The organism is Thioclava sp. F36-7, assembly GCF_002020075.1.
In the GTDB taxonomy this organism is placed as follows: domain Bacteria; phylum Pseudomonadota; class Alphaproteobacteria; order Rhodobacterales; family Rhodobacteraceae; genus Thioclava; species Thioclava sediminum.
In genome coordinates, this window is record NZ_MPZR01000002.1 from 73,596 (window position 1) to 92,917 (window position 19,322).

Genomic DNA, 19,322 nt, shown 5'->3' on the forward strand with positions numbered 1-19,322 from the left:
GCGTGGCCCTCTGGAGGCCTAGGGCGGAGTTAGTGGGCGTCCCCGGCGGCATTGCTTGCGCAATCCGCGTTCGCCGCTTCGGTGGCTCCACTGGGGCCCCCGATCTACGCTTTCAGCAATCGCGCCCCGGCGCCTCCACGGTCGGCGCGTTCGCCGCTGAGGGCTTCCACTGGAAGCCCTCCGAGGCGCGGCTCACCCCACCAGCCACAAGGACAGGTAAAGCGCGGCGAGCCCGCTGAGAATCGCCCACAGCGTGTTGCGCGTCGCGATCCCCACCCCCAGCGTCGCGAAGGCCGCGATCATCCGTGCAGGGTCGGTCTCACCGCCCGTGGCCGCAGGCCACAGCACCAGCGGCGCCACCAGCCCGGGCAGAACCGCGACCGGCGTGTAGCGCAGGTAGCGCAGCGCCCATTCCGGCAATTGTCGGTCGCCGAGGAAGCCCATGAAAGAGAAACGCAGGAAGAACGTGCCGATCCCCAGCGCAATGATGATTCCCCAGATCAGGGCGTCCGAATACCCGTTCATTCCCGCACCGCCTTTCTGCGCGCGACCCATAGCTCGACCTGCGCGCCCGTCACCATCGCTGCGACCGCGGCGATCATCAGCCCCACGCCCGAAGGCAGGAAGCTCAGCGCCAGCGCACCCACGACCGAGACCGCCGCCGCTGCGACATGAGCGAGCGTGCGCAGGGCAGGTCCAATCATCGCGAGGAAGGTGATCGGTACCGCGAAATCGAGTGCGAATTCCGGCGGGATTTTCGCCCCCACCAGCGCGCCGAGCAGCGTCGCCACATACCAGTTCGGGCAGATCGGCGTGCAGACGCCCGCGTAATAGGCCAGCTTCTCGGCGCGGCTCATCGCTGGCTCGGCCTCGTATTCATTGGCCGCCATCGCATAGGACTGATCGACCATGAAATAGGCCACCAGCGCCTTCTGCCATGTCTTCGCCTTGCCGAAATGCGGCGTCAGCGCCGCCGAATACATGGCCATGCGCAGGTTGACAGCAAGCGAGGCCGCGAGGATCAGCAGGACCGGCGCGTGATCGCCCATCAACTGCAGCGCGGTGAATTGCGCAGCGCCCGCGATGACCATCACCGAGAAGCCCATGACCTGCGCCAGATCGAGCCCCGCACTGGTCGCCGCCACCCCGAACAACAGCCCGAAGGGCATGATTACCAGAAGGAACGGCAGGCCATGCCGAAATCCGCGCCAATAGGCGGCTCGGATCGCGCCTTTCGGGGTCGTCCCGTTCGCGGTCATGTCCGACATGATGCTTGTCTCCCGTTCTCAGTTGCGGGACAGATAGGGAAGGATGCGGGCAAAGGCAAAGCGCGCGATTGTATTGGAGGCAATCATCTTGACCGCTGGCGAAGATGTCGGGCCGCGTGTGGTCGCGGTGATCCTTGCGGGCGGGCAGGGGCGGCGCATGGGCGGCGTCGACAAGGCGACGGTGATGCTCGCCGGGCGTCCGCTATTCGCCCATGTCGCAGCCCGGATCGGCCCGCAGGTGGCCAGACTCGCGATCTCCGCCAATGGCGCGGCGCTGCGATTCGCCCCGATCCCTGTGCTGCCCGATCCGCCCCAGCGGCGCGGCGAGGGGCCTTTGGCGGGGCTCCTGAGCGCGCTCGACTGGGCGGCAGCGCAGGGCGCGCAGAGGCTGCTCTGCGTGCCGGTCGATACGCCCTTTCTACCCCACGATCTGGTCGCGCGACTAAGCGCCCCCGGCTCTGCTGCCTATGCCGCATCGGGTGGCCGCGATCATCCAAGCGTGGCGCTGTGCCCGGTCGACGACCGCGCGCGCATCGCAGAGCTGTTCGCCTCGGGCGAGCGGCGCTTGCGCGCGGCCTTCCCGGATGCGGCGCGGGTGGAATTCGAGGGCAGCCCCGACCCGTTCACCAATCTCAACACGCCCGAGGATCTCGCCGCGGCGGCCGCGCATCTGGCGGAGGCGACACGGTGACTCAGGTGTCGATCCGGCACGGGCTCGCACGCGAGCATCGCACGGCGGCTGCGGGGCTCTACTGGCAGGCCTTCGGCGGCAAGCTGGGGCGGGTGATGGGCCCCGAGCCGCGCGCCCTGGGCTTCATCGCCGACGTGATCGATCCCAGCCACGCGCTCTCGGCGCTCGATGGCAACGGCACTCTTGTCGGGGTGGTCGGGTTTCGCACCCATCGCGGCTCTTTCGTCGGCGGAAGCTGGTCCGATCTGCGCAGCCATTACGGGCGCAGCGGCGGGCTCTGGCGTGGCGCCTGCCTGCATCTTCTCGCGCATGACCTGCCCGCGGGCGGGATGATGGTCGACGGGATCGCGGTGCGCCCCGAGCTGCGCGGGGCGGGCATCGGGCGCGCGCTGATCGAGGCGCTGTCCCATGAGGCGCGCAGGCGCGGCTATGCGGCGCTCTGCCTCGACGTAATCGACGAGAACCTGCGCGCACGCGCCCTGTACCAGCGGCTGGGCTTCGAGGTCACGGGGCGGCGCACGTCACGGCTGACGCGGCTGGTCTTTGACTTCCGGTCGGTGCAACTGATGCGCCGCGCGCTGTGAAGCCTCTGCCTCCGCTGCTCCCATTCGTATTGGCAAAAATATCCCGGGGGTGAGGGCGAAGCCCGAGGGGGCTGGCCCCCTCAGTCGAAACTTCCGGTGACGCGCCCCAGCAGCATGAAGGCGCGCGCGGTGCGGGTCTCGGCCATCTCGGCGATGTCCTGATCCGACGCGTTCTTTTCGAACTCCGCGAAGGTGCGGTCGAACTGGCGCAGGAAATGATGCGCCACGTCGCGGAAGATCGTGTCGCCGCGCATCCGCCCCGCGCTGAGCGCCAGCGACGAGCGGTCGCGGATGCCGCCCAAACTGGTGATCTCGCGGCCACGCTCGCCTTGGGCAAAGCGGCGCCACAGCTCGGGCCGGGCGCGGTCGGGTTTGAGGTCGTCCATGTAGATGCCGTCCTGCGCGAGCAGATTCAGCACGTCCTGCGCCGAGCGCAGCAGCTTCGCCGTGGACCGGTCTTCGAGCGCACGGCGCAGCGCGCGGAAGCCTTCCGTGTCGTCGGGCGAATCCGGGAAGTTCAGCGCGCGGACGAAATCGGCGACCGAGAGCGGCGCGCGCAACTCCTCGGCAGGGGTGCCGAGCGCCAGCATCGGTTCGCTGTCATCGGGCCGCGGCGGGGGCGGGGCCACCAGCGCCGCCTTACGATCGACCGAAGGCTGGCTCGCCTGCACGTCGCGGCGCGAGGCGAAGGTCGCGATGGTGGTTTCGGCCTGCCGGGCGACGGCGGCGATCTCGTCGAGCTTCTTCTCGACATTCTGATCGGTGCGCAGCGCCTGCTGATTGAGCCAGGCCGTGCGCATCGCCTCGATGGATTGCTTGAGGGCGGCGGTCTCGGCGCGCATCTCGCGGGTGGCGCGGGCTGTTACGGCCGCGACCCAGATCATAACGATCGGCACCGCCATCCCGACGACGAGGCTGACGGTGGCGAACAGCGATGCGGCGCGCGCGATCCCCGGGGCGAAGAACCAGAAGGCCACGACCATGAAGACCCACAGGAGGCTCAGCCCCAGCGCGATCCATTCCGGCGCGCCGGGATATCGCGTCTTGAGGCGTGGACGACCGGCAGGCGATTGCGGTCCGCCGGGCATGGCGAACCGGTCCTTGTCCTGCTCTGCGGGTCCTTCCATTCAGGCTCTCCGTCAGTGGCGCGCGGTCAGATGCTCACCGCGCAGGGGACGACCGCGTCAGGCGAAAACGATCTTGAGGATTTCGTAAGCCTTGTCGCCACCCGGCGTGCGAACCTCGACCGAGTCGCCCTCGTCCTTGCCGATCAGCGCACGCGCCAGCGGCGATTTCATGTTGAGCTTGCCCTTCTCCAGATCGGCCTCGGGCTCGCCGACGATCTGGTAGGTCTTCTCTTCGTCGGTGTCCTCGTCGACGATGGTGACGGTCGCGCCGAATTTCACAGCGCCCGTCATCTTCGACGGGTCGATCACCTCGGCCCGGCCCAGAAGCCCTTCGAGCTCCTTGATCCGGCCTTCGATAAAGCCCTGCTTCTCGCGTGCCGAATGGTATTCGGCATTCTCCGAGAGGTCGCCCAATTCCCGCGCTTCCGCGATCGCAGCAATGATCGCGGGCCGCTCTTCGGACTTGAGCTTTTTCAATTCTGTATTGAGCGCGTCGAAACCCGCGCGCGTCATAGGTTGTTTGTCCATGGAAGGCTCCCGAATTCGGAACTGTCCCCAATTCAGGGCATCTAAATCTTCTCTGCCCCCCGGAAGTCAAGTGGACAGCGCGATTTTCGCGGCGAATTGCCGATCTCCTCAGTCTGGGAAGGGATTGTAATTTGGCGCAAGATTGTTGCGCGGCATCGCAGCGTAACAATTGCCTCGTTACGCGAGGTAGGCTAGGCAGGACGCCAGCTAGGACGACCAGCAAGGGGTTCGACAGACATGACCGACGTGACGCGCGAGTCGATGGAATATGATGTGGTGATCGTGGGCGCGGGGCCTGCAGGGCTTTCGGCGGCGATCCGTCTCAAGCAGATCGACCCGGAGCTCGAGGTCGTCGTGCTCGAGAAGGGCTCGGAAGTGGGCGCGCATATCCTGTCGGGCGCGGTGCTCGACACCAGCGGGTTGGATCGGCTGATCCCCGACTGGAAGGACAAGGGCGCGCCGATCACTGTGCCGGTCAAGAAAGACAATTTCTACATGCTGGGCGAGGCCGGGGCGATGCGCATCCCGAACTGGCCGATGCCGCCGCTGATGTCGAACCACGGCAAATACATCGTCTCGATGGGCAATGTCTGCCGCTGGATGGCCGAGCAGGCCGAAGGTCTGGGCGTCGAGATCTTCCCCGGTATGGCCGCCTCGGAAATCGTTTGGGACGGTGACCGCGTCGCCGGTGTCGTCGCGGGCGAATTCGGCAAGAACCCCGATGGCACGGAAGGCCCGGGCTACGAGCCGGGTATGGAGCTGCGCGGCAAATACGTGATGATTGCCGAGGGCGTGCGCGGCTCGCTCGCCAAGGTGATGATGGAGAAGCACAACCTCTCCGACGGTCACTGCCCGCAGAAATTCGGCCTCGGCATGAAGGAAATCTGGGAGATCGACCCGGAGAAGCACCGCGAAGGCACCGTGACCCACACGATGGGCTGGCCGCTGGGCGGTAACGCTGGCGGCGGGTCGTTCATCTACCACCTCGAGAACAATCAGGTCTATGTCGGATTCGTGGTGCACCTGAATTACGAGAACCCGCATCTCTATCCCTACATGGAATTTCAGCGCTTCAAGCATCACCCGATGGTCGCGGAACTGCTCGAAGGCGGCAAGCGCGTGGCTTACGGCGCGCGGGCGATCTCGGAAGGCGGCTGGCAGTCTATCCCGAAACTGACCGTGCCGGGGGCGGTACTGCTGGGCTGTTCGGCGGGGCTCGTGAACGTGCCGCGCATCAAGGGCAACCACAACGCGATGCTGTCGGGCATCGCGGCGGCGGAAGCTGCGGCAGAGGCGATCAAAGGTGGTCGCGCGGGCGATGAACTGACCGAATACGAGGCCGATCTGCGTTCGGGTCCGATCGCAAACGACCTCAAGAAGGTCCGCAACGTGAAGCCGATGTGGTCGAAATGGGGGATGATCCCCTCGCTGATCTTCGGTGGGCTCGACATGTGGACCAACGACCTCTTCGGCTTCTCGCTGTTCGGCACGCTCAAGCATGGCAAATCGGATGCGAAAGCGACCGGCGAGGCGAAGAACTTCAAGCCGATCGACTACCCCAAACCCGATGGCAAGCTGAGCTTCGACCGCCTGACCAATGTCAGCTTCTCGAACACCAACCATGAAGAGAGCCAGCCCTGCCACCTGAAGCTGAAGGATCCGTCGATCCCGATCTCGGTGAACCTGCCGAAATATGACGAGCCCGCGCAGCGCTACTGCCCGGCAGGCGTCTACGAGGTGGTCGGCGAGGGCGACGACGCAAAGTTCCAGATCAACTTCCAGAACTGCGTCCATTGCAAGACCTGCGACATCAAGGACCCGAGCCAGAACATCAACTGGACCACCCCTCAGGGCGGCGACGGGCCGAACTACCCGAACATGTGATCGCGAAGGGGGCCTGAGGGCCCCTTTTTCGTTTTCCCCCTCTCTTTGTGCCCATCACAACGCCGTGTCTGCGCAGGCGGCTTCCCGCGTGCGGTGGTACGGCTCATTGTAATGCCCGCATCGCGCCGTTACGCTCGATTTCAACCCGAATGAGAGGACCGTTTCGTGTCGAGTTTGAAGACCCCGCTGCGCCTTGCGCTCTTCGCCCTCTTGATGGGCTCCACCGCGCCTATGCCCCTGCTGGCACAGGATGCGCCCAAGGCGGGCAGTGCCGAAGATGCGGCGCAGGCCGCCGATGACGCCGCCGCGAAAGGCGATGCCGCCGACACCGCGAATGACCCGAGCCCGGCAGAGGCGGGGGCTTATCTCGCCGCGCGCATCGCGTCGCAGCAGTTCGATTTCGCCGAGGCCGCGCATTACTACCGTCAGCTGATGGCCAGCGGCGACACCAGCGGCGCGACCGCGGAAGCGACGCTCGTCTCCGAGATTGCGATCGCCGATTTCGACCGCGCCACGCCGCTTGCGCAGCAGATGGTGGAGGCCGGGACCGGCAGCCAGATCGCGGCGCTCACCGCGTTGGCGGCCGATGCGCATGACAAGAACTGGACCGGGGCGCTCGCGCTTCTCGACAGCGGCGCCGATCCCGGGCCGCTCGTGGGCGGTCTGACCAAGGCTTGGGCGTTGGCGGGCGACGGCAAGATGTCCGACGCCTCCGCGGCCTTCGACGAAGTCGGCAAGCAGCAGGGCCTCGCCGCCTTCGCGGGCTTCCACAAGGCGCTCGCGCTGGCGCTGGTCGGCGATTACGAAGGCGCCGATGCGATCCTGAGCGGCGAACACGGCGAGAAGATCACCTCGACCCGCCGCGGCGTGCTGGCCCATGTCGAAGTGCTCTCGCAGCTCGAGAAGAACAAAGAGGCGCTGAAGCTGATCGAGGATCGCTTCGGCAAGGATCTCGACCCGCAGCTGAAGGACATTCGCACCAAGCTGGAGGCGGGCGACACGCTGCCCTTCGACGTCGTGCGCAACGCGTCCGACGGCGTGGCGGAGGTCTATTACTCGGTCGCACAGGCGCTGATCGGGGATGCGCCCGACACGTTCACGCTGGTGCATTCGCGGCTGGCAAACATGATCCGGCCCGACATGGATGATGCGACGCTGCTGACCGCGTCGATGCTCGACCAGCAGGGCCAATACGATCTGGCCATCGAAGCCTATGCCGACATCAAGCCCGACAGCCCGATCTACCACGCCGCCGAGATCGGGCGCGCGGAATCGATGGTGCGCGCGGGTCGCAACGATGCCGCGATCGAAGTGCTCGAGAACCTGTCGCGGAGCCGTCCCAAGCTCGTGGGCGTCTGGACCGCGCTCGGCGACACGCTGCGCCGCGAGAGCCGCTTTGCCGAGGCCGCGAAAGCCTATGACAAGGCGATCGACCTGCTCGGCCAGCCCGAGCCGAAGGACTGGTTCGTCTGGTATTCGCGCGCCATCGCGCAGGAACGCTCGGGCAATTGGGACGAGGCCGAGAAGGGCTTCCGCGAGGCGCTGCGCCTCTCGCCCGATCAGCCCTCGGTGCTGAACTATCTGGGCTATTCCTACGTGGACAAGGGCGAGAATCTCGACGAGGCGCTCGACATGATCCGCAAGGCCGCCGCCGAGCGTCCCGATGCCGGCTTCATCATCGACAGCCTCGGCTGGGCGCTGTTCAAGCTTGGCCATTATCAGGAGGCGGCCGAGAAGATGGAGCGCGCCGTGGAGCTCGAGCCGCGCGATCCGCTGCTCAACGACCACCTGGGCGATGTGCTCTGGGCCGTGGGCCGTCAGCGCGAGGCGAAATTCCAGTGGCGCCGCGCGTTGTCCTTCGCGACCGACGATGCGGAGACCACCGAGGAGCTCGATCCCGACGCGATCCGCCGCAAGATCGAGGTGGGTCTGGACCAGCTGCGCAAGGAGCAGGGTCTGCCGCCGCTCGAGGATAAGGGCCCGAGCAAGGATACTGCTCAGGCTGCCCCCGAAACTCCCGCGAGCGATGCGAATAATTGACGCCTTCGCGCCAGCGAAGATCAACCTGACGCTCCATGTCATCGGCCAGCGGGCTGATGGCTATCACCTGCTCGACAGCCTCGTGGCCTTCGGGCCGATGGGCGACCGGCTGGTGCTGCGCGAGAGTGACACGCTGTCGCTCAGCGTCGCGGGGCCCGAGGCTGCGGGCGTGCCCGCCGACCCGTCGAACCTCGTGCTGAAGGCCGCGTCCCTCCTGTCGCGCCCGACAGGGCAGGGAGCCGAGATCCATCTCGACAAACATCTGCCGCCCGCCTCGGGCATCGGCGGAGGATCGTCAGACGCGGCGGCTGCGCTGCGCGGGCTGGCTGCGCTTTGGGGCCAGCCGCTTCCGGCAGAGACCGCGCAGCTTGGGGCAGACGTGCCGATGTGCCTGACGCCGCGTCCGCAGCGCGTGCGCGGTATCGGCGAGACGCTCGACCCCGTGCCGCTGCCGCCGCTGCCCGCGCTACTGGTCAACCCGCGCGTCGAGGTGCCGACGCCTGCGATCTTCAAAGGGCTCGATTCGAAGGACAATCCCCCGATGCCGGAGGCGCTTCCGACCTTCAGCGGCGCGCCCGATTGCATTGACTGGCTCGCGACCCAGCGCAATGATCTGCAAGCCCCCGCCATCGCCTCCGCCCCGGTGATCGGGGAGGTTCTGGACGCTCTCATGATGCTGCCCGGCTGCCGCCTCGCGCGCATGTCGGGCTCGGGGGCCACCTGTTTCGCGCTGTTCGAGACGCTGGACGGGGCGCAGGCCGCCGAGGCGATGCTGGCCCAACGTCGCCCCGACTGGTGGCGCGCCTCGGGCATGCTCGGCGATCAGATGCAAAAGGCGCAGCCTCAAAGCCGCGCCTCTTCCTCTTGACCTAAATATCCCCGGGGGAGCCCGCAGGGCGGGGGGCAGAGCCCCCCTCAGCGCAGCCGCGCCACCACGTAATCCGCCAGATCGTCCAGCATCTGCCGCAACTCGCTCTCGGGCAGCACCTTGAGCCGCTCGCGCCCGCGATCGGCCCATTCAAGGGCAGCGGCGCGGGTCTCTTCCAGCGCGCCGGTCGCGTGCAGCAGCTCCATCGCATGCTCCAGATCGCCGTCGCGCTGGTCGCCCTTGTCGATGGTGCGGGTCCAGAAGGCGCGGGCGTCCGCGTCGGCCTTGGTCAGCGCCTTGATCAGCGGCAGGGTCAGCTTGCGCTCGCGGAAATCGTCACCCACGTTCTTGCCCATCGTCTTGGCATCGCTGAGATAATCCAGCAGATCGTCGACCACCTGGAACGCGATCCCGAGGCTTTCGCCGTAATCGTGCAGCGCGGCGATCTGGTCCTCCGGCGCACCGGCCAGAACCGCGCCCGCCTCGGTCGCCGCCGAGAACAGCGCCGCGGTCTTGCCGCGCACCACCTTGTAATAGGTGTCCTCGGTCGTGTTCAGGTCTTCCGCGGCCGAGAGCTGCAGCACCTCGCCCTCGGTGATGACGGCGGAGGCGTTCGACAGGATCGACAGAACCCGCAGGTTGTCGGTGTCGGTCATCAGCTGGAACGACCGCGCAAAGAGGTAATCACCAACGAGCACGCTCGACTTGTTGTCCCAGAGCAGGTTCGCGGTCGGGCGGCCCCGGCGCTGCTTGCTCTCGTCGACCACGTCGTCATGCAGCAGCGTCGCGGTATGGATGAACTCGACCGCCGCCGCGAGGTTGTGATGCAGATTGCCCTCGTAGCCGCAGAGCCGCGCCGCTGCGACGGTCAGCATCGGCCGCAGCCGTTTGCCGCCCGCGCCGACCAGATGCGCGGTCACTTCGGGGATGCGCGGCGCGTTTTCCGAGGCCATGCGCTCGGCGATCAGCGCATCCACCGCCGCCATGTCGCTGGCCAAGGCTTCCGCGAGCCGGTCATGCGGTTTCGCCGTGTTGTCGGGCTTGTCGTCGAGGCTCATGTTCATCCCTTCGCTCTGCCTCATCTCGACAGCCCTCGCAAGGGGCCGTAAGTGAGGGATATGAAAGAGCTACTGCGCAGCACGGACCCGGTGAAACTGGCCATGGCGACCGCCCTTCTCGAGGGCGAGGGTATAAGCACGTTTCAACTCGACGTCCATACGAGCGTGCTGGAAGGCTCGCTCGGAATCCTTCCGCGCCGCCTGATGGTGCGCGACAGCGACATGTTCATGGCGCAGGCGGTTCTGCGCGATAATGAGATAAAATCGGATTGACGCCCATGGATCGGTTCGGGCCCGAGGATCTGACAGTCGATGGCTTTCTCGGCGGGCGGTTGCGCATCGCCCAGCCGCGCGCGGGCTACCGCGCGGCGATGGACCCGGTCCTGCTCGCGGCGGCCTGTCCGGCGCAGGCGGGCCAGTCGGTTCTGGAACTCGGCTGCGGGGCCGGGGTGGCGAGCCTGTGCCTTGGCTGGCGGATGTCGGGGCTTGCACAAAGCGGGGTGGAACTGCAGCCCGCCTATGCCGATCTGGCCCGGCGCAACGCGGCGGAGAACGGGATCGCGCTCGAGGTTATCGAAGGCGATCTGGCGCAGATGCCCGCCGATCTGCGCGCGCGCAGCTTCGATCACGTCATCGCCAACCCGCCCTATTTCGGGCCCGAGGATGGCACGCCCGCCGCCGATCCCGGCCGTGAGCGTGCCCAGCGCGAGGCGACGCCGATCAGCGCATGGCTCGACGCGGGACTGCGGCGGCTCAAGCCCGAGGGGCGGATCACGCTGATCCAGCAGGCCGACCGTCTGGCGGACCTGTTGGCGGGGCTGCATGAGCGGACCGGCGCGATCACCGTTCTACCGATTGCGCCCCGGGTCGGCCGCGCAGCGCGGCGGGTGATCGTCACAGCGCGCAAAGGTGCGCGGACCCCGCTGCAGCTTCTTGCGCCGCTGATCTTGCACTCGGCGCCGATGCATTCACGCGATGCAGAGGATTTGACGGAAATTGCGCGCGAAATCCTGCGCGAAGGTCAAAAATTGCCGATTCCGCGTTAACGCTTTCGCAAGATTTCGCGAAAATGCTGGGGATAACCCGTCGCTATACGACATTTCCGTGACACGACTCAAAACCTGTGCTGCAATCGACGGGCTGACAACTGGAGAGGAGACTGCCATGTCGCTTGGTTCGCATATCACCGAACTTCGCAAAAAACATGAGGCTCTGTCGATGGAGGTCGAGCGCGCTTCGCGCAGACCCGGCATCGACGATCTCGAAATCGCTCAGATGAAAAGGCAAAAACTTAGGCTGAAAGAGGAAATCCACCGCCTCGAAACGGCCTGAGGGCCCTCCCACGAGTTTAATCGGGCCGTCCTTTGGGGCGGCCCGTGTCGTTTGAGGGGCCTGTTAGCGCGCGGCGACTCAGGCCGAACCCTTCCGCGGTATTTCCTGCCCGGTCATATCCGGCGGCGGGGGCGCGGCGCGCCGACGCCGACCGCCCAGCGCCGCCAGCCCGGCGCCCCCGGCGATCATAGCCGCCGCTATCAGCAGGGTAGGCCGCGCGTCCGCAATCCCGACTGCGACCAACACCAGAGTCGAGACCAGAGGGGCCGCGTAGGAGGCGGTCCCCAGAAGCTGGATGTCGCCGCGCTTCACGCCAAGATCCCATGTGTAGAAGGCAAGCCCGACCGGCCCCAACCCCAAGCCGATCACCGAGGCCCAGCCGATCGCGCCCTGCGGCCAGATCGTCGGCTCCAGCGCCAGATGGGCGACGGCCGACAGGGCCGCGCTCGCCAGACAGTAGACCGCGACTGCCGCCGTCGGCACCGCACCGAAGCGCCGCGACAGCAGCGAATAGCTCGACCATGTCAGCGCGCAAATCAACGCCAGCCCATAGCCGGGCAGCGCCGCGGGATCGGCGGAAATCCCGCCCCCGAGGATCAGCGCCGCGCCCGCGAAGGCGAGCATCGCCCCCGCGACATGCCAAAGTGTCAGCCGCTCGCCCGGCAGCAACCCGGAAAACAGCACGATCAGCAACGGCCAAAGATAGGCGATCAGTCCTGCCTCGGCCGGGGGCGCGAGGCGCAGCGCCGAGAAATAGAGGAAATGATAGCCGAACAGCCCCGCGGTCCCTGCGAGATAGACCTTCCACGACACGTGCCGCAGCTGCCCCAGCGCACCGGTCGCCACCAGCCAGATCACGCCCACCGCGCCGCCCAAAGCGAAACACAGCGCGTTCAGCATCAGGGGTGGCACCGGGGCCGATCCCACGGTGAACAGCGCCAGAAGCGCCCACAGCAATACCGCTGTGAACCCGATCGAAGTGGCCTTGCCGCGTGTCATGCTGTCCCCGCCAAAACTAAAGAGGCCCGCAAAATGCGGGCCCCCGTCGAGAATGCCAAGAGGCGAAATCAGATGAAGTACTGACCGCCATTCGCGGTGATCGTCGAGCCGGTGATGAAGCCCGCATCGTCGGAGGCGAGGAACACCACGCAGCGCGCGATTTCTTCGGGCTCGCCCAGACGCCCGACCGGGATCTGGCCGATGATCGACTCGCGCACCTTCTCCGGCACCGCCATGACCATCTCGGTCGCGATATAGCCGGGGCAGATCGCGTTGACCGTGATGCCTGCGCGCGCGCCTTCCTGCGCCAGCGCCTTGGTGAAGCCCAGATCGCCCGCCTTCGCCGCCGAGTAGTTCGCCTGAGCGAACTGACCCTTCTGGCCGTTGATCGAGGAGATGTTCACGACCCGGCCGAACTTGCGCTCGCGCATCTTCGTCCAGAGCGGGTGGGTCATGTTGAAGATGCCGCTGAGATTGGTGTCGATCACCTGGTTCCACTGCTCGCGGGTCATCTTGTGGAAGGGCGCGTCGCGGGTAATGCCCGCGTTGTTCACCAGAACGTCGATCGGGCCGACTTCGGATTCGATCTGCTCGATCCCCGCCGCGCAGGCGTCGTAATCGGCGACCGACCATTTGTAGGTCTTGATTCCCGTCTCCTCGGTGAACTTGGCCGCAGCCTCGTCATTGCCGGCATAGTTCGCGACGACCGTGTAGCCCGCCGCCTGCAGCGCCTTCGAGATCGCCGCGCCAATGCCGCGCGATCCGCCGGTGACCAATGCAACTCTCGCCATGATTCCTCCTCCAAATGGAATGCCCTTGAAATGCTGTTACCGAAAATGACAAGAGCGCGCAACAAAGTTGCGCGCTCTTTTTGCAGATGCAGCATTTTTTTGCCGTTAGAGGCCTTCAATGCACATTGCGACGCCCATACCGCCACCGATGCAGAGCGTGGCGAGGCCTTTTTTCGCGCCCTGACGCTTCATCTCGAACAGAAGGGTGTTGAGGATTCGCGCGCCGCTGGCGCCGATCGGGTGGCCGATGGCGATGGCGCCGCCATTGACGTTCACCTTGCTGACGTCCCAACCCATGTCCTTGTTCACCGCGCAGGCCTGAGCCGCGAAGGCTTCGTTGGCTTCGATCAGGTCGAGATCGGAGGCTTTCCAGCCCGCCTTCTCAAGCGCCTTGCGCGAGGACGGGATCGGGCCGCAGCCCATGATCGATGGGTCGAGCCCGGCGGTCGCATAGGAGGCGATGCGTGCCAGCGGCGTGAGCCCGCGCTTCTCGGCCTCTTCCTCCGACATCAGCAGCACCGCGGCCGCACCGTCATTGATGCCGCTGGCGTTGCCCGCGGTCACCGAGCCGTCCTTGGCGAAGGCCGGGCGCAGCTTTTGCATGTTCTCGATCGTCGCGCCGTGGCGGATATATTCGTCCTGATCCACGACCGTGTCGCCCTTGCGCGTCTTAACGGTGAAGGCGGCGATCTCGTCGGCAAACTTGCCGGCCTTCTGCGCGGCCTCGGCCTTGTTTTGCGACGCCAGCGCGAATTCGTCCTGCATCTCGCGCGAAATCTGCCACTGGGTCGCGACATTCTCGGCGGTCTGGCCCATGTGATAGCCGTTGAACGCGTCCCACAGACCGTCCTTGATCATCGAGTCGATCATCTTCATGTCGCCCATCTTCTGACCCGCGCGCAGATGCGCGACATGGGGGCTGAGCGACATGCTTTCCTGGCCGCCCGCAACCACGATATCGGCATCGCCGCACATGATGTGCTGGGCGCCGAGCGCAACCGTGCGCAGGCCCGAGCCGCAGACCTGGTTGATCGACCAGGCGGCGCTTTCGATCGGCAGGCCCGCGTTGATATGGGCTTGGCGGGCGGGGTTCTGGCCCTGGCCCGCGGTCAGCACCTGACCGAGGATCGTCTCGGACACATCGGACTTCTCGATCCCGGCGCGGGCGACGACGGCCTCGATCACGGCGGCGCCGAGGTCATGTGCGGGCGTATTGGCAAACGCGCCCAAAAACGAGCCGACGGGCGTACGCGCGGCCGAGACGATGACGACATTGGTCATGGGATCCTCCTCATCACTTAAGCGGGCGCGACAGCGCGTCCGTTCTGCTGCTGCGCAGCATGGCGGAAGGGAACGAGAGGTCAAGCTTAATCCCGTCGCTCTGGAAATTGTTAACGCAACTTTATTGCGCTCTGGCTGGGGTCATGCACGTCTCCGTCGCGGTTCGTGAGACTGGCTCCACGGGGGGTGGATCGTCGGCGCGCCGAAGTAATAGCCCTGCATGCAATCGACGCCGAGGCTTGCCACATATTCGGCATCCTCCAGCGACTCTACCGCTTCGGCGATCGTGAACATCTCGAAATGGCGCGCCACGTCGAGCAGCGATTTCGTCAACGCCTGATTGTCCGGATCGTGCGAGATGCCGCGGATGAACTGCCCATCGACCTTGATGATGTCGAAGTAGAAATCTCGCAGATAGCGGAAAGACGTGTAACCCGCCCCGAAATCGTCGAGCGCGAAACTGACGCCGCGCGCCTGCAAATCCTCCATGAAGACGCTGACCAGTTCGGGAATTTCCATCGCCGAGCTTTCGGTAATCTCCAGTATGAGACGCTCGCCGGCGGTCTCATCGACCGCGAGGCCGCGATTGAGAACCTTGGTCCAGGGCGCATAGCCGATCGAGCGCGCCGACATATTGATCGCCAGGCGCAGATCCGGCTGCCCAAGAAGCGCTTTCAGACCCAGTTCGAGCGAGAGGCAATCGAGTTTCCGCCCGACCTCCGTACGTTCGATCGCGTTGATGAACTCCTTCGCGGGGATGATGCGCCCGCGATCGTCGAGAACCCGGATCAGGCCCTCGTAAAACGCGGGTCGGTCGGGGCGACAGGTCTGGATCACGGGCTGATAGGCCAGCATGACGTCTTGCCGGTCGATCGCCGCGCGCACCATGGCCAAGGCCTGCCGGCTTTGCTCGGCAGCCGCAAAGCTCAGCGGGCTATCTTCGTCACGATGCACCGGCATGGCCCTCGCGTCTCGATTCGTCATCTGCCCCTCCTTCGCCTTCGAGCCAAGTATCCGCGCAAGCGCCTAAGAAGGGGTAAAGACCGGGAAATAGGCCGGACACGTGGTTAACGGGAAATTCGCATCTGGCGTTAAGTCGATGGTAACCGGCAGGTGCCTAGGGTGGACCTTGATGCAACAGAATGGGCGATGACGAAAATGGGGCAGCCGGCACTGCGCGGCACCAACGAGGTGCCTTTCGCGCTGGAAGAATTGTTCTACTCGCGCACCGATACGCGTGGGGTGATCCAATCGGGCAACGAGATTTTTCGGCGCACCGCGGGGTTCGAGTGGTCCGAGATGATCGGGGCGCCGCATAAGATCGTGCGTCATCCCGATACGCCGCGGGCGGTGTTCAGGGTGCTCTGGGATGCGCTGAAAAAAGGCTATCCCATGGGCGCCTATGTGAAGAACAAGGCGAAAGGCGGCGGGTGGTATTGGGTCTTCGCGGTCGTCATGCCGATCGAGGGGGGCTACCTCTCGGTCCGGCTGAAACCGACGAGCGAGCTGTCCGATGAAATCCACCAGCTCTACCGTGATCTCTCTGCGCGCGAGCGGGCGGAGTCGCTCGACCCGGAGGAGAGTGCGACGCTGCTGCGTGATTTCGCGGAGCGTGGCGGCTATTCCAGCTACACCGCCTTCATGGCCTATGCGCTGGCGCTTGAGCTTACCGAACGGGATCGCCGCCTCAATCGAAATGCCGATGAGAATACGCGGATGCTGGCCGAATTGAACACCGCGATGGGCCGGCTCACGAAGGAGCAATTCGGACTTCTACGCAGTTTCGAAGCATTGCAATCCGTGCCGAACAACATGCGGATCGTCGCCTCGCGGCTAGAGCCGTCCGGGGGGCCGGTGTCCGCGATCTCGGAGAATTACAAAGCCTCGTCTGCTGTAATCTCGGAGCGGCTGCGCAAATTCGTTGCCGGTCGCGGCAATCTCTGTGGTCAGATGGCCTTTCAGGTCGCGCGCGCCGTGTTCCAACTGGGCTGCGCGCGCGTCCTCAACGAAATGAGCACCAATTTTATGGGCGAAGAGGCGCAGAATGATCAGCCCCGAGAGGAAGAACGCGCTTTGCTGCAGTCGCTCGTCACCAAAGGCACTGCCGATGCGAATGCCGCGATGCGTCAAGCGGCCGAACTCGCCGACGACATGATGAACCAGAGCCGAGACATTCGTCGCCAGCTGCTCGGGCTCGACACGATCCGCGTCCTTGGGCGCGTCGAGTGTGGGCGCATGCGGGATGCGAATGGCGGGCTCGCGGCTACGATCGACCAGCTCGACAGTTTCCATGACGATATCAAAGGGCGACTGGAGGCCATCCTGGCCCTGTCGGAAGAGATTGAACATTGGCTAGGGCGCTATCTGCGCGCGGGGAGAAGCGCGGCGTGAGTCTCGGCAGACCCGAGCGCAAAGGAAAACATTCGGCGTAGAACATGGCTCGCGGGGGCAGAGGCGTGGCTGGCAGTTCAGATGCAGCCCAGACGCCGGGCTCTGCAGAATGTTGCGACACGCGGACCGGGTTGCGCGGGATGCGATCGAAAATCGGGCCGCAACGGAAGACCGGTCCGGCGACAAAGCGCCTGCCGCCGCCACACCACCCTGCGCTTACTTCTCGTCGATCAGCGCCTCGATGACCTTCTTCGCCTCGGGCGAATCCCATTCCGCGCCGCCGATCATCCGGCCAACCTCATGGCCGTTCTTGTCGACCAGCACCGAGACCGGCAGTCCGAGAACGCCCATCGCGCGGGCGGCGAAATTGGCGTCGTCGTGGAAGCGGGGCAGGGCGTCGATGCCTTCCTTGTCGAAGAAGGCGGCCACTTTCTCGGGCGAGTTCGAACCGCCCGTGGCAATCGTCATCACCTGAAACCCATTCTCGCCGAACTCTTTTTGCAGTGCATTCAGCGAGGGCATTTCCTCGCGGCAGGGCGGGCACCACGTCGCCCAGAAATTGATCAGGACCACCTTGCCTTCGAAATCTTTCATCGAATGCTCGTCGCCGCTTTCGTCGGTCACCGTAAAGGGCGGCAGCGGCAGCGGTTCGTCATAGGTGACGAGGGATTCCATCTGCCCCGATTTCACCGCATCTAGATCCGCGGCCTGCGCAACATTTGCACCCAGCGCCAGCGCCGTATAAAGGACGAGAAACCGTAACATATAGCCTCCTAGCAAGGGCCTCAGACCATGACCGATCAGACCGACGAGAACAAGTCCTCCAACGCGATGTGGGGCGGGCGTTTCGCCGCGGGACCTGACGCGATCATGGAGGCGATCAACGCCTCGATCGGGTATGATCAGCGGCTCTACGCGCAGGATATCCGCGGCAGCCGGGCCCACGCCGTGATGCTCGCCGCGCAAGGCATCATTAGTGATAAGGACGCCGAGGCGATCGGAGAAGGTTTGCTCACGGTTTTGTCAGAAATCGAAGCGGGCGGTTTTCCCTTCTCGACCGCGCTCGAGGACATCCACATGAATGTCGAGGCGCGGCTGAAGGAGGTCATCGGCGAACCGGCGGGGCGGCTGCACACGGCGCGGTCGCGCAACGATCAGGTCGCGACCGATTTCCGCCTTTGGGTGCGCGAGCAGTGCGATGCCGCGATCACGGGGCTCGACACGTTGATCCGCGCTGCGCTGACACGCGCCGAGGACGGCGCCGATTGGGTCATGCCCGGCTTCACCCATCTGCAGACCGCGCAGCCGGTGACCTTCGGCCATCACATGATGGCCTATGTCGAGATGTTCGCGCGCGACAAATCCCGCTTTGAAGATGCGCGCAAACGGATGAACGAATGCCCGCTGGGGGCGGCGGCGCTTGCCGGCACCGGCTTCCCGATCGACCGCCATGCGACGGCCGAGGCGCTGGGCTTCGACCGGCCGATGGCGAACTCGCTCGACGCGGTGTCGGATCGCGATTTCGCGCTGGAATTCCTGTCGGCCTCGTCGATCTGCGCGGTCCACATGTCGCGCCTCGCCGAAGAGCTGGTGATCTGGTCCTCCGCGCAGTTCCGCTTCGTCGCGATGTCGGACAAGTGGTCGACGGGCTCTTCGATCATGCCGCAGAAGCGCAACCCGGACGCGGCCGAGCTGATCCGCGCCAAGATCGGGCGCATCCTCGGGGCCTCGGTCGCGCTGTTCACGGTGATGAAGGGGCTGCCGCTCGCCTATTCCAAGGATATGCAGGAAGACAAGGAACAGGTCTTCGACGCCGCCGACAACCTGATGCTCGCGCTTGCCGCGATGGCGGGGATGATCGGCGACATGACGGTGAACGCGGACAAGCTGGAGGCCGCGGCCTCGGGTGGGTTCTCCACCGCGACCGATCTGGCCGACTGGCTGGTGCGCGAGGCGGGGCTGCCCTTCCGCGACGCCCACCACGTCACCGGCTCGCTGGTGGCCATGGCTGAGGAAAAAGGCTGCGATCTACCCGATCTGAGCCTCGAACAGATGCAGTCGATCAACCCGGCGATCACCGAGAGCGTCTTCGACGTCCTCGGGGTTCACAACTCGGTCGCCTCGCGCCAGTCTTACGGCGGAACCGCGCCCGATCAGGTGCGCGCGCAGATCGCTCGCTGGAAGGAACGGCTTGGATGAAATTCGCGGCTCCGTTCGTGCTGATCGGTCTGCTTGGCGCCTGTGCCGCCGATCCGGAGCTGCACACACATGTCGGCATCAACCGTGACGGCATCAAAGTTTATCCCGCCGCGACGGCGCGCGTTGGCATCATGACCCTTTCGGTGACCCCATGACCAAGACCCTGACCCTCGCCCTGACGCTTCTTCTTTCGCTCGCCGCCTGCGGTGTCGACGGTCCGCCCGTCCCGCCGTCCGAGGCGGACAGCACGCAATCCCAGCAGGCTTCGGCCCAGTAATCGA

22 protein-coding genes are annotated in these 19,322 nt (G+C 65.4%); 12 read left to right on the forward strand and 10 right to left on the reverse strand.

Annotated elements, in window-relative coordinates:
• Positions 1-192 precede the first annotated feature (192 nt).
• Together BMI89_RS03220 and BMI89_RS03225 are read right to left on the reverse strand one after the other, a co-directional pair.
• Complete coding sequence (locus tag BMI89_RS03220) at positions 193-525, reverse strand: AzlD domain-containing protein (RefSeq protein WP_078548989.1); 333 nt, start codon at positions 523-525, stop codon at positions 193-195.
• A complete protein-coding gene (locus BMI89_RS03225; protein ID WP_078570160.1) occupies positions 522-1,259 on the reverse strand; it encodes an AzlC family ABC transporter permease in 738 nt (245 codons plus the stop codon). The genes BMI89_RS03220 and BMI89_RS03225 overlap by 4 nt, the downstream gene beginning before the upstream one ends.
• A 97-nt stretch (positions 1,260-1,356) precedes the next feature.
• On the opposite strand from BMI89_RS03225, the gene mobA reads away from it, so the two are divergent.
• Positions 1,357-1,959 carry a molybdenum cofactor guanylyltransferase MobA gene (gene mobA / locus BMI89_RS03230; protein WP_281478193.1) on the forward strand — a complete coding sequence of 201 codons (603 nt, stop codon included), beginning with the start codon at positions 1,357-1,359 and terminating at the stop codon, positions 1,957-1,959.
• Positions 1,956-2,543, forward strand: coding sequence for a GNAT family N-acetyltransferase (locus BMI89_RS03235; RefSeq protein ID WP_246831873.1), 588 nt, complete (start codon positions 1,956-1,958; stop codon positions 2,541-2,543). Before mobA ends, BMI89_RS03235 begins: the two co-directional genes overlap by 4 nt.
• An 80-nt stretch (positions 2,544-2,623) precedes the next feature.
• Here BMI89_RS03235 and BMI89_RS03240 read toward each other — a convergent pair whose 3' ends face one another.
• Together BMI89_RS03240 and greA are read right to left on the reverse strand one after the other, a co-directional pair.
• Entirely contained in the window at positions 2,624-3,670 is a 1,047-nt protein-coding gene (locus tag BMI89_RS03240) for a hypothetical protein (protein WP_246831959.1), read from the reverse strand.
• A 57-nt stretch (positions 3,671-3,727) separates the two neighbouring features.
• Entirely contained in the window at positions 3,728-4,198 is a 471-nt protein-coding gene (gene greA, locus BMI89_RS03245) for a transcription elongation factor GreA (protein WP_078548983.1), read from the reverse strand.
• Positions 4,199-4,435: 237 nt separating this feature from the next.
• Between greA and BMI89_RS03250 the strand changes: the two genes are divergently transcribed.
• The 3 genes from BMI89_RS03250 to BMI89_RS03260 all read left to right on the forward strand — a co-directional run bounded on the left by BMI89_RS03250 (position 4,436) and on the right by BMI89_RS03260 (position 8,990).
• The gene (locus tag BMI89_RS03250; protein ID WP_078569824.1) at positions 4,436-6,082 is read left to right on the forward strand and encodes an electron transfer flavoprotein-ubiquinone oxidoreductase; all 1,647 of its coding nucleotides are present in this window, start codon (positions 4,436-4,438) and stop codon (positions 6,080-6,082) included.
• A gap of 165 nt (positions 6,083-6,247) precedes the next feature.
• The gene (locus BMI89_RS03255; protein ID WP_143593805.1) at positions 6,248-8,122 is read left to right on the forward strand and encodes a tetratricopeptide repeat protein; all 1,875 of its coding nucleotides are present in this window, start codon (positions 6,248-6,250) and stop codon (positions 8,120-8,122) included.
• Complete coding sequence (locus BMI89_RS03260; RefSeq protein ID WP_078569825.1) at positions 8,109-8,990, forward strand: 4-(cytidine 5'-diphospho)-2-C-methyl-D-erythritol kinase; 882 nt, start codon at positions 8,109-8,111, stop codon at positions 8,988-8,990. The genes BMI89_RS03255 and BMI89_RS03260 overlap by 14 nt, the downstream gene beginning before the upstream one ends.
• Positions 8,991-9,037: 47 nt before the next feature.
• On the opposite strand, the gene BMI89_RS03265 is transcribed toward BMI89_RS03260, so the two are convergent.
• Entirely contained in the window at positions 9,038-10,072 is a 1,035-nt protein-coding gene (locus BMI89_RS03265) for a polyprenyl synthetase family protein (protein WP_246831960.1), read from the reverse strand.
• Positions 10,073-10,108: 36 nt separating this feature from the next.
• Between BMI89_RS03265 and BMI89_RS03270 the strand changes: the two genes are divergently transcribed.
• The 3 genes from BMI89_RS03270 to BMI89_RS03280 all read left to right on the forward strand — a co-directional run bounded on the left by BMI89_RS03270 (position 10,109) and on the right by BMI89_RS03280 (position 11,380).
• The gene (locus tag BMI89_RS03270) at positions 10,109-10,321 is read left to right on the forward strand and encodes a DUF2007 domain-containing protein (RefSeq protein ID WP_075773958.1); all 213 of its coding nucleotides are present in this window, start codon (positions 10,109-10,111) and stop codon (positions 10,319-10,321) included.
• Positions 10,322-10,326: 5 nt separating this feature from the next.
• A complete protein-coding gene (locus tag BMI89_RS03275; RefSeq protein ID WP_078569826.1) occupies positions 10,327-11,094 on the forward strand; it encodes a methyltransferase in 768 nt (255 codons plus the stop codon).
• Between the two features lie 118 nt (positions 11,095-11,212).
• Positions 11,213-11,380 (forward strand): YdcH family protein, encoded by a 168-nt coding sequence (locus tag BMI89_RS03280; protein ID WP_078522525.1) that lies wholly within the window; start codon positions 11,213-11,215, stop codon positions 11,378-11,380.
• A gap of 78 nt (positions 11,381-11,458) precedes the next feature.
• On the opposite strand, the gene BMI89_RS03285 is transcribed toward BMI89_RS03280, so the two are convergent.
• From BMI89_RS03285 to BMI89_RS03300, 4 genes are all read right to left on the reverse strand, one after another.
• A complete protein-coding gene (locus BMI89_RS03285; RefSeq protein WP_078569827.1) occupies positions 11,459-12,379 on the reverse strand; it encodes an EamA family transporter in 921 nt (306 codons plus the stop codon).
• Between the two features lie 68 nt (positions 12,380-12,447).
• Complete coding sequence (locus tag BMI89_RS03290) at positions 12,448-13,170, reverse strand: beta-ketoacyl-ACP reductase (protein ID WP_078569828.1); 723 nt, start codon at positions 13,168-13,170, stop codon at positions 12,448-12,450.
• A 105-nt stretch (positions 13,171-13,275) separates the two neighbouring features.
• Positions 13,276-14,451 carry an acetyl-CoA C-acetyltransferase gene (locus BMI89_RS03295; RefSeq protein ID WP_078522528.1) on the reverse strand — a complete coding sequence of 392 codons (1,176 nt, stop codon included), beginning with the start codon at positions 14,449-14,451 and terminating at the stop codon, positions 13,276-13,278.
• A gap of 141 nt (positions 14,452-14,592) precedes the next feature.
• Positions 14,593-15,435, reverse strand: coding sequence for an EAL domain-containing protein (locus BMI89_RS03300; RefSeq protein ID WP_078569829.1), 843 nt, complete (start codon positions 15,433-15,435; stop codon positions 14,593-14,595).
• A gap of 174 nt (positions 15,436-15,609) precedes the next feature.
• Here BMI89_RS03300 and BMI89_RS03305 point away from each other — a divergent pair, with 174 nt between their 5' ends.
• Positions 15,610-16,842, forward strand: a complete 1,233-nt coding sequence (locus tag BMI89_RS03305) for a PAS domain-containing protein (protein WP_246831961.1) — start codon at positions 15,610-15,612, stop codon at positions 16,840-16,842.
• Positions 16,843-17,058: 216 nt separating this feature from the next.
• On the opposite strand, the gene BMI89_RS03310 is transcribed toward BMI89_RS03305, so the two are convergent.
• Positions 17,059-17,607 (reverse strand): TlpA disulfide reductase family protein, encoded by a 549-nt coding sequence (locus tag BMI89_RS03310; RefSeq protein ID WP_078569831.1) that lies wholly within the window; start codon positions 17,605-17,607, stop codon positions 17,059-17,061.
• Positions 17,608-17,634: 27 nt separating this feature from the next.
• Between BMI89_RS03310 and argH the strand changes: the two genes are divergently transcribed.
• The 3 genes from argH to BMI89_RS20550 are packed head-to-tail and all read left to right on the forward strand — an operon-like array spanning position 17,635 to position 19,318.
• Positions 17,635-19,041: an argininosuccinate lyase gene (gene argH, locus BMI89_RS03315; RefSeq protein WP_078569832.1), complete on the forward strand. Its 1,407-nt coding sequence runs from the start codon at positions 17,635-17,637 to the stop codon at positions 19,039-19,041.
• The gene (locus BMI89_RS20800; protein WP_158522131.1) at positions 19,038-19,196 is read left to right on the forward strand and encodes a hypothetical protein; all 159 of its coding nucleotides are present in this window, start codon (positions 19,038-19,040) and stop codon (positions 19,194-19,196) included. Before argH ends, BMI89_RS20800 begins: the two co-directional genes overlap by 4 nt.
• A complete protein-coding gene (locus BMI89_RS20550; RefSeq protein ID WP_143593806.1) occupies positions 19,193-19,318 on the forward strand; it encodes an argininosuccinate lyase in 126 nt (41 codons plus the stop codon). The genes BMI89_RS20800 and BMI89_RS20550 overlap by 4 nt, the downstream gene beginning before the upstream one ends.
• Positions 19,319-19,322 lie beyond the last annotated feature (4 nt).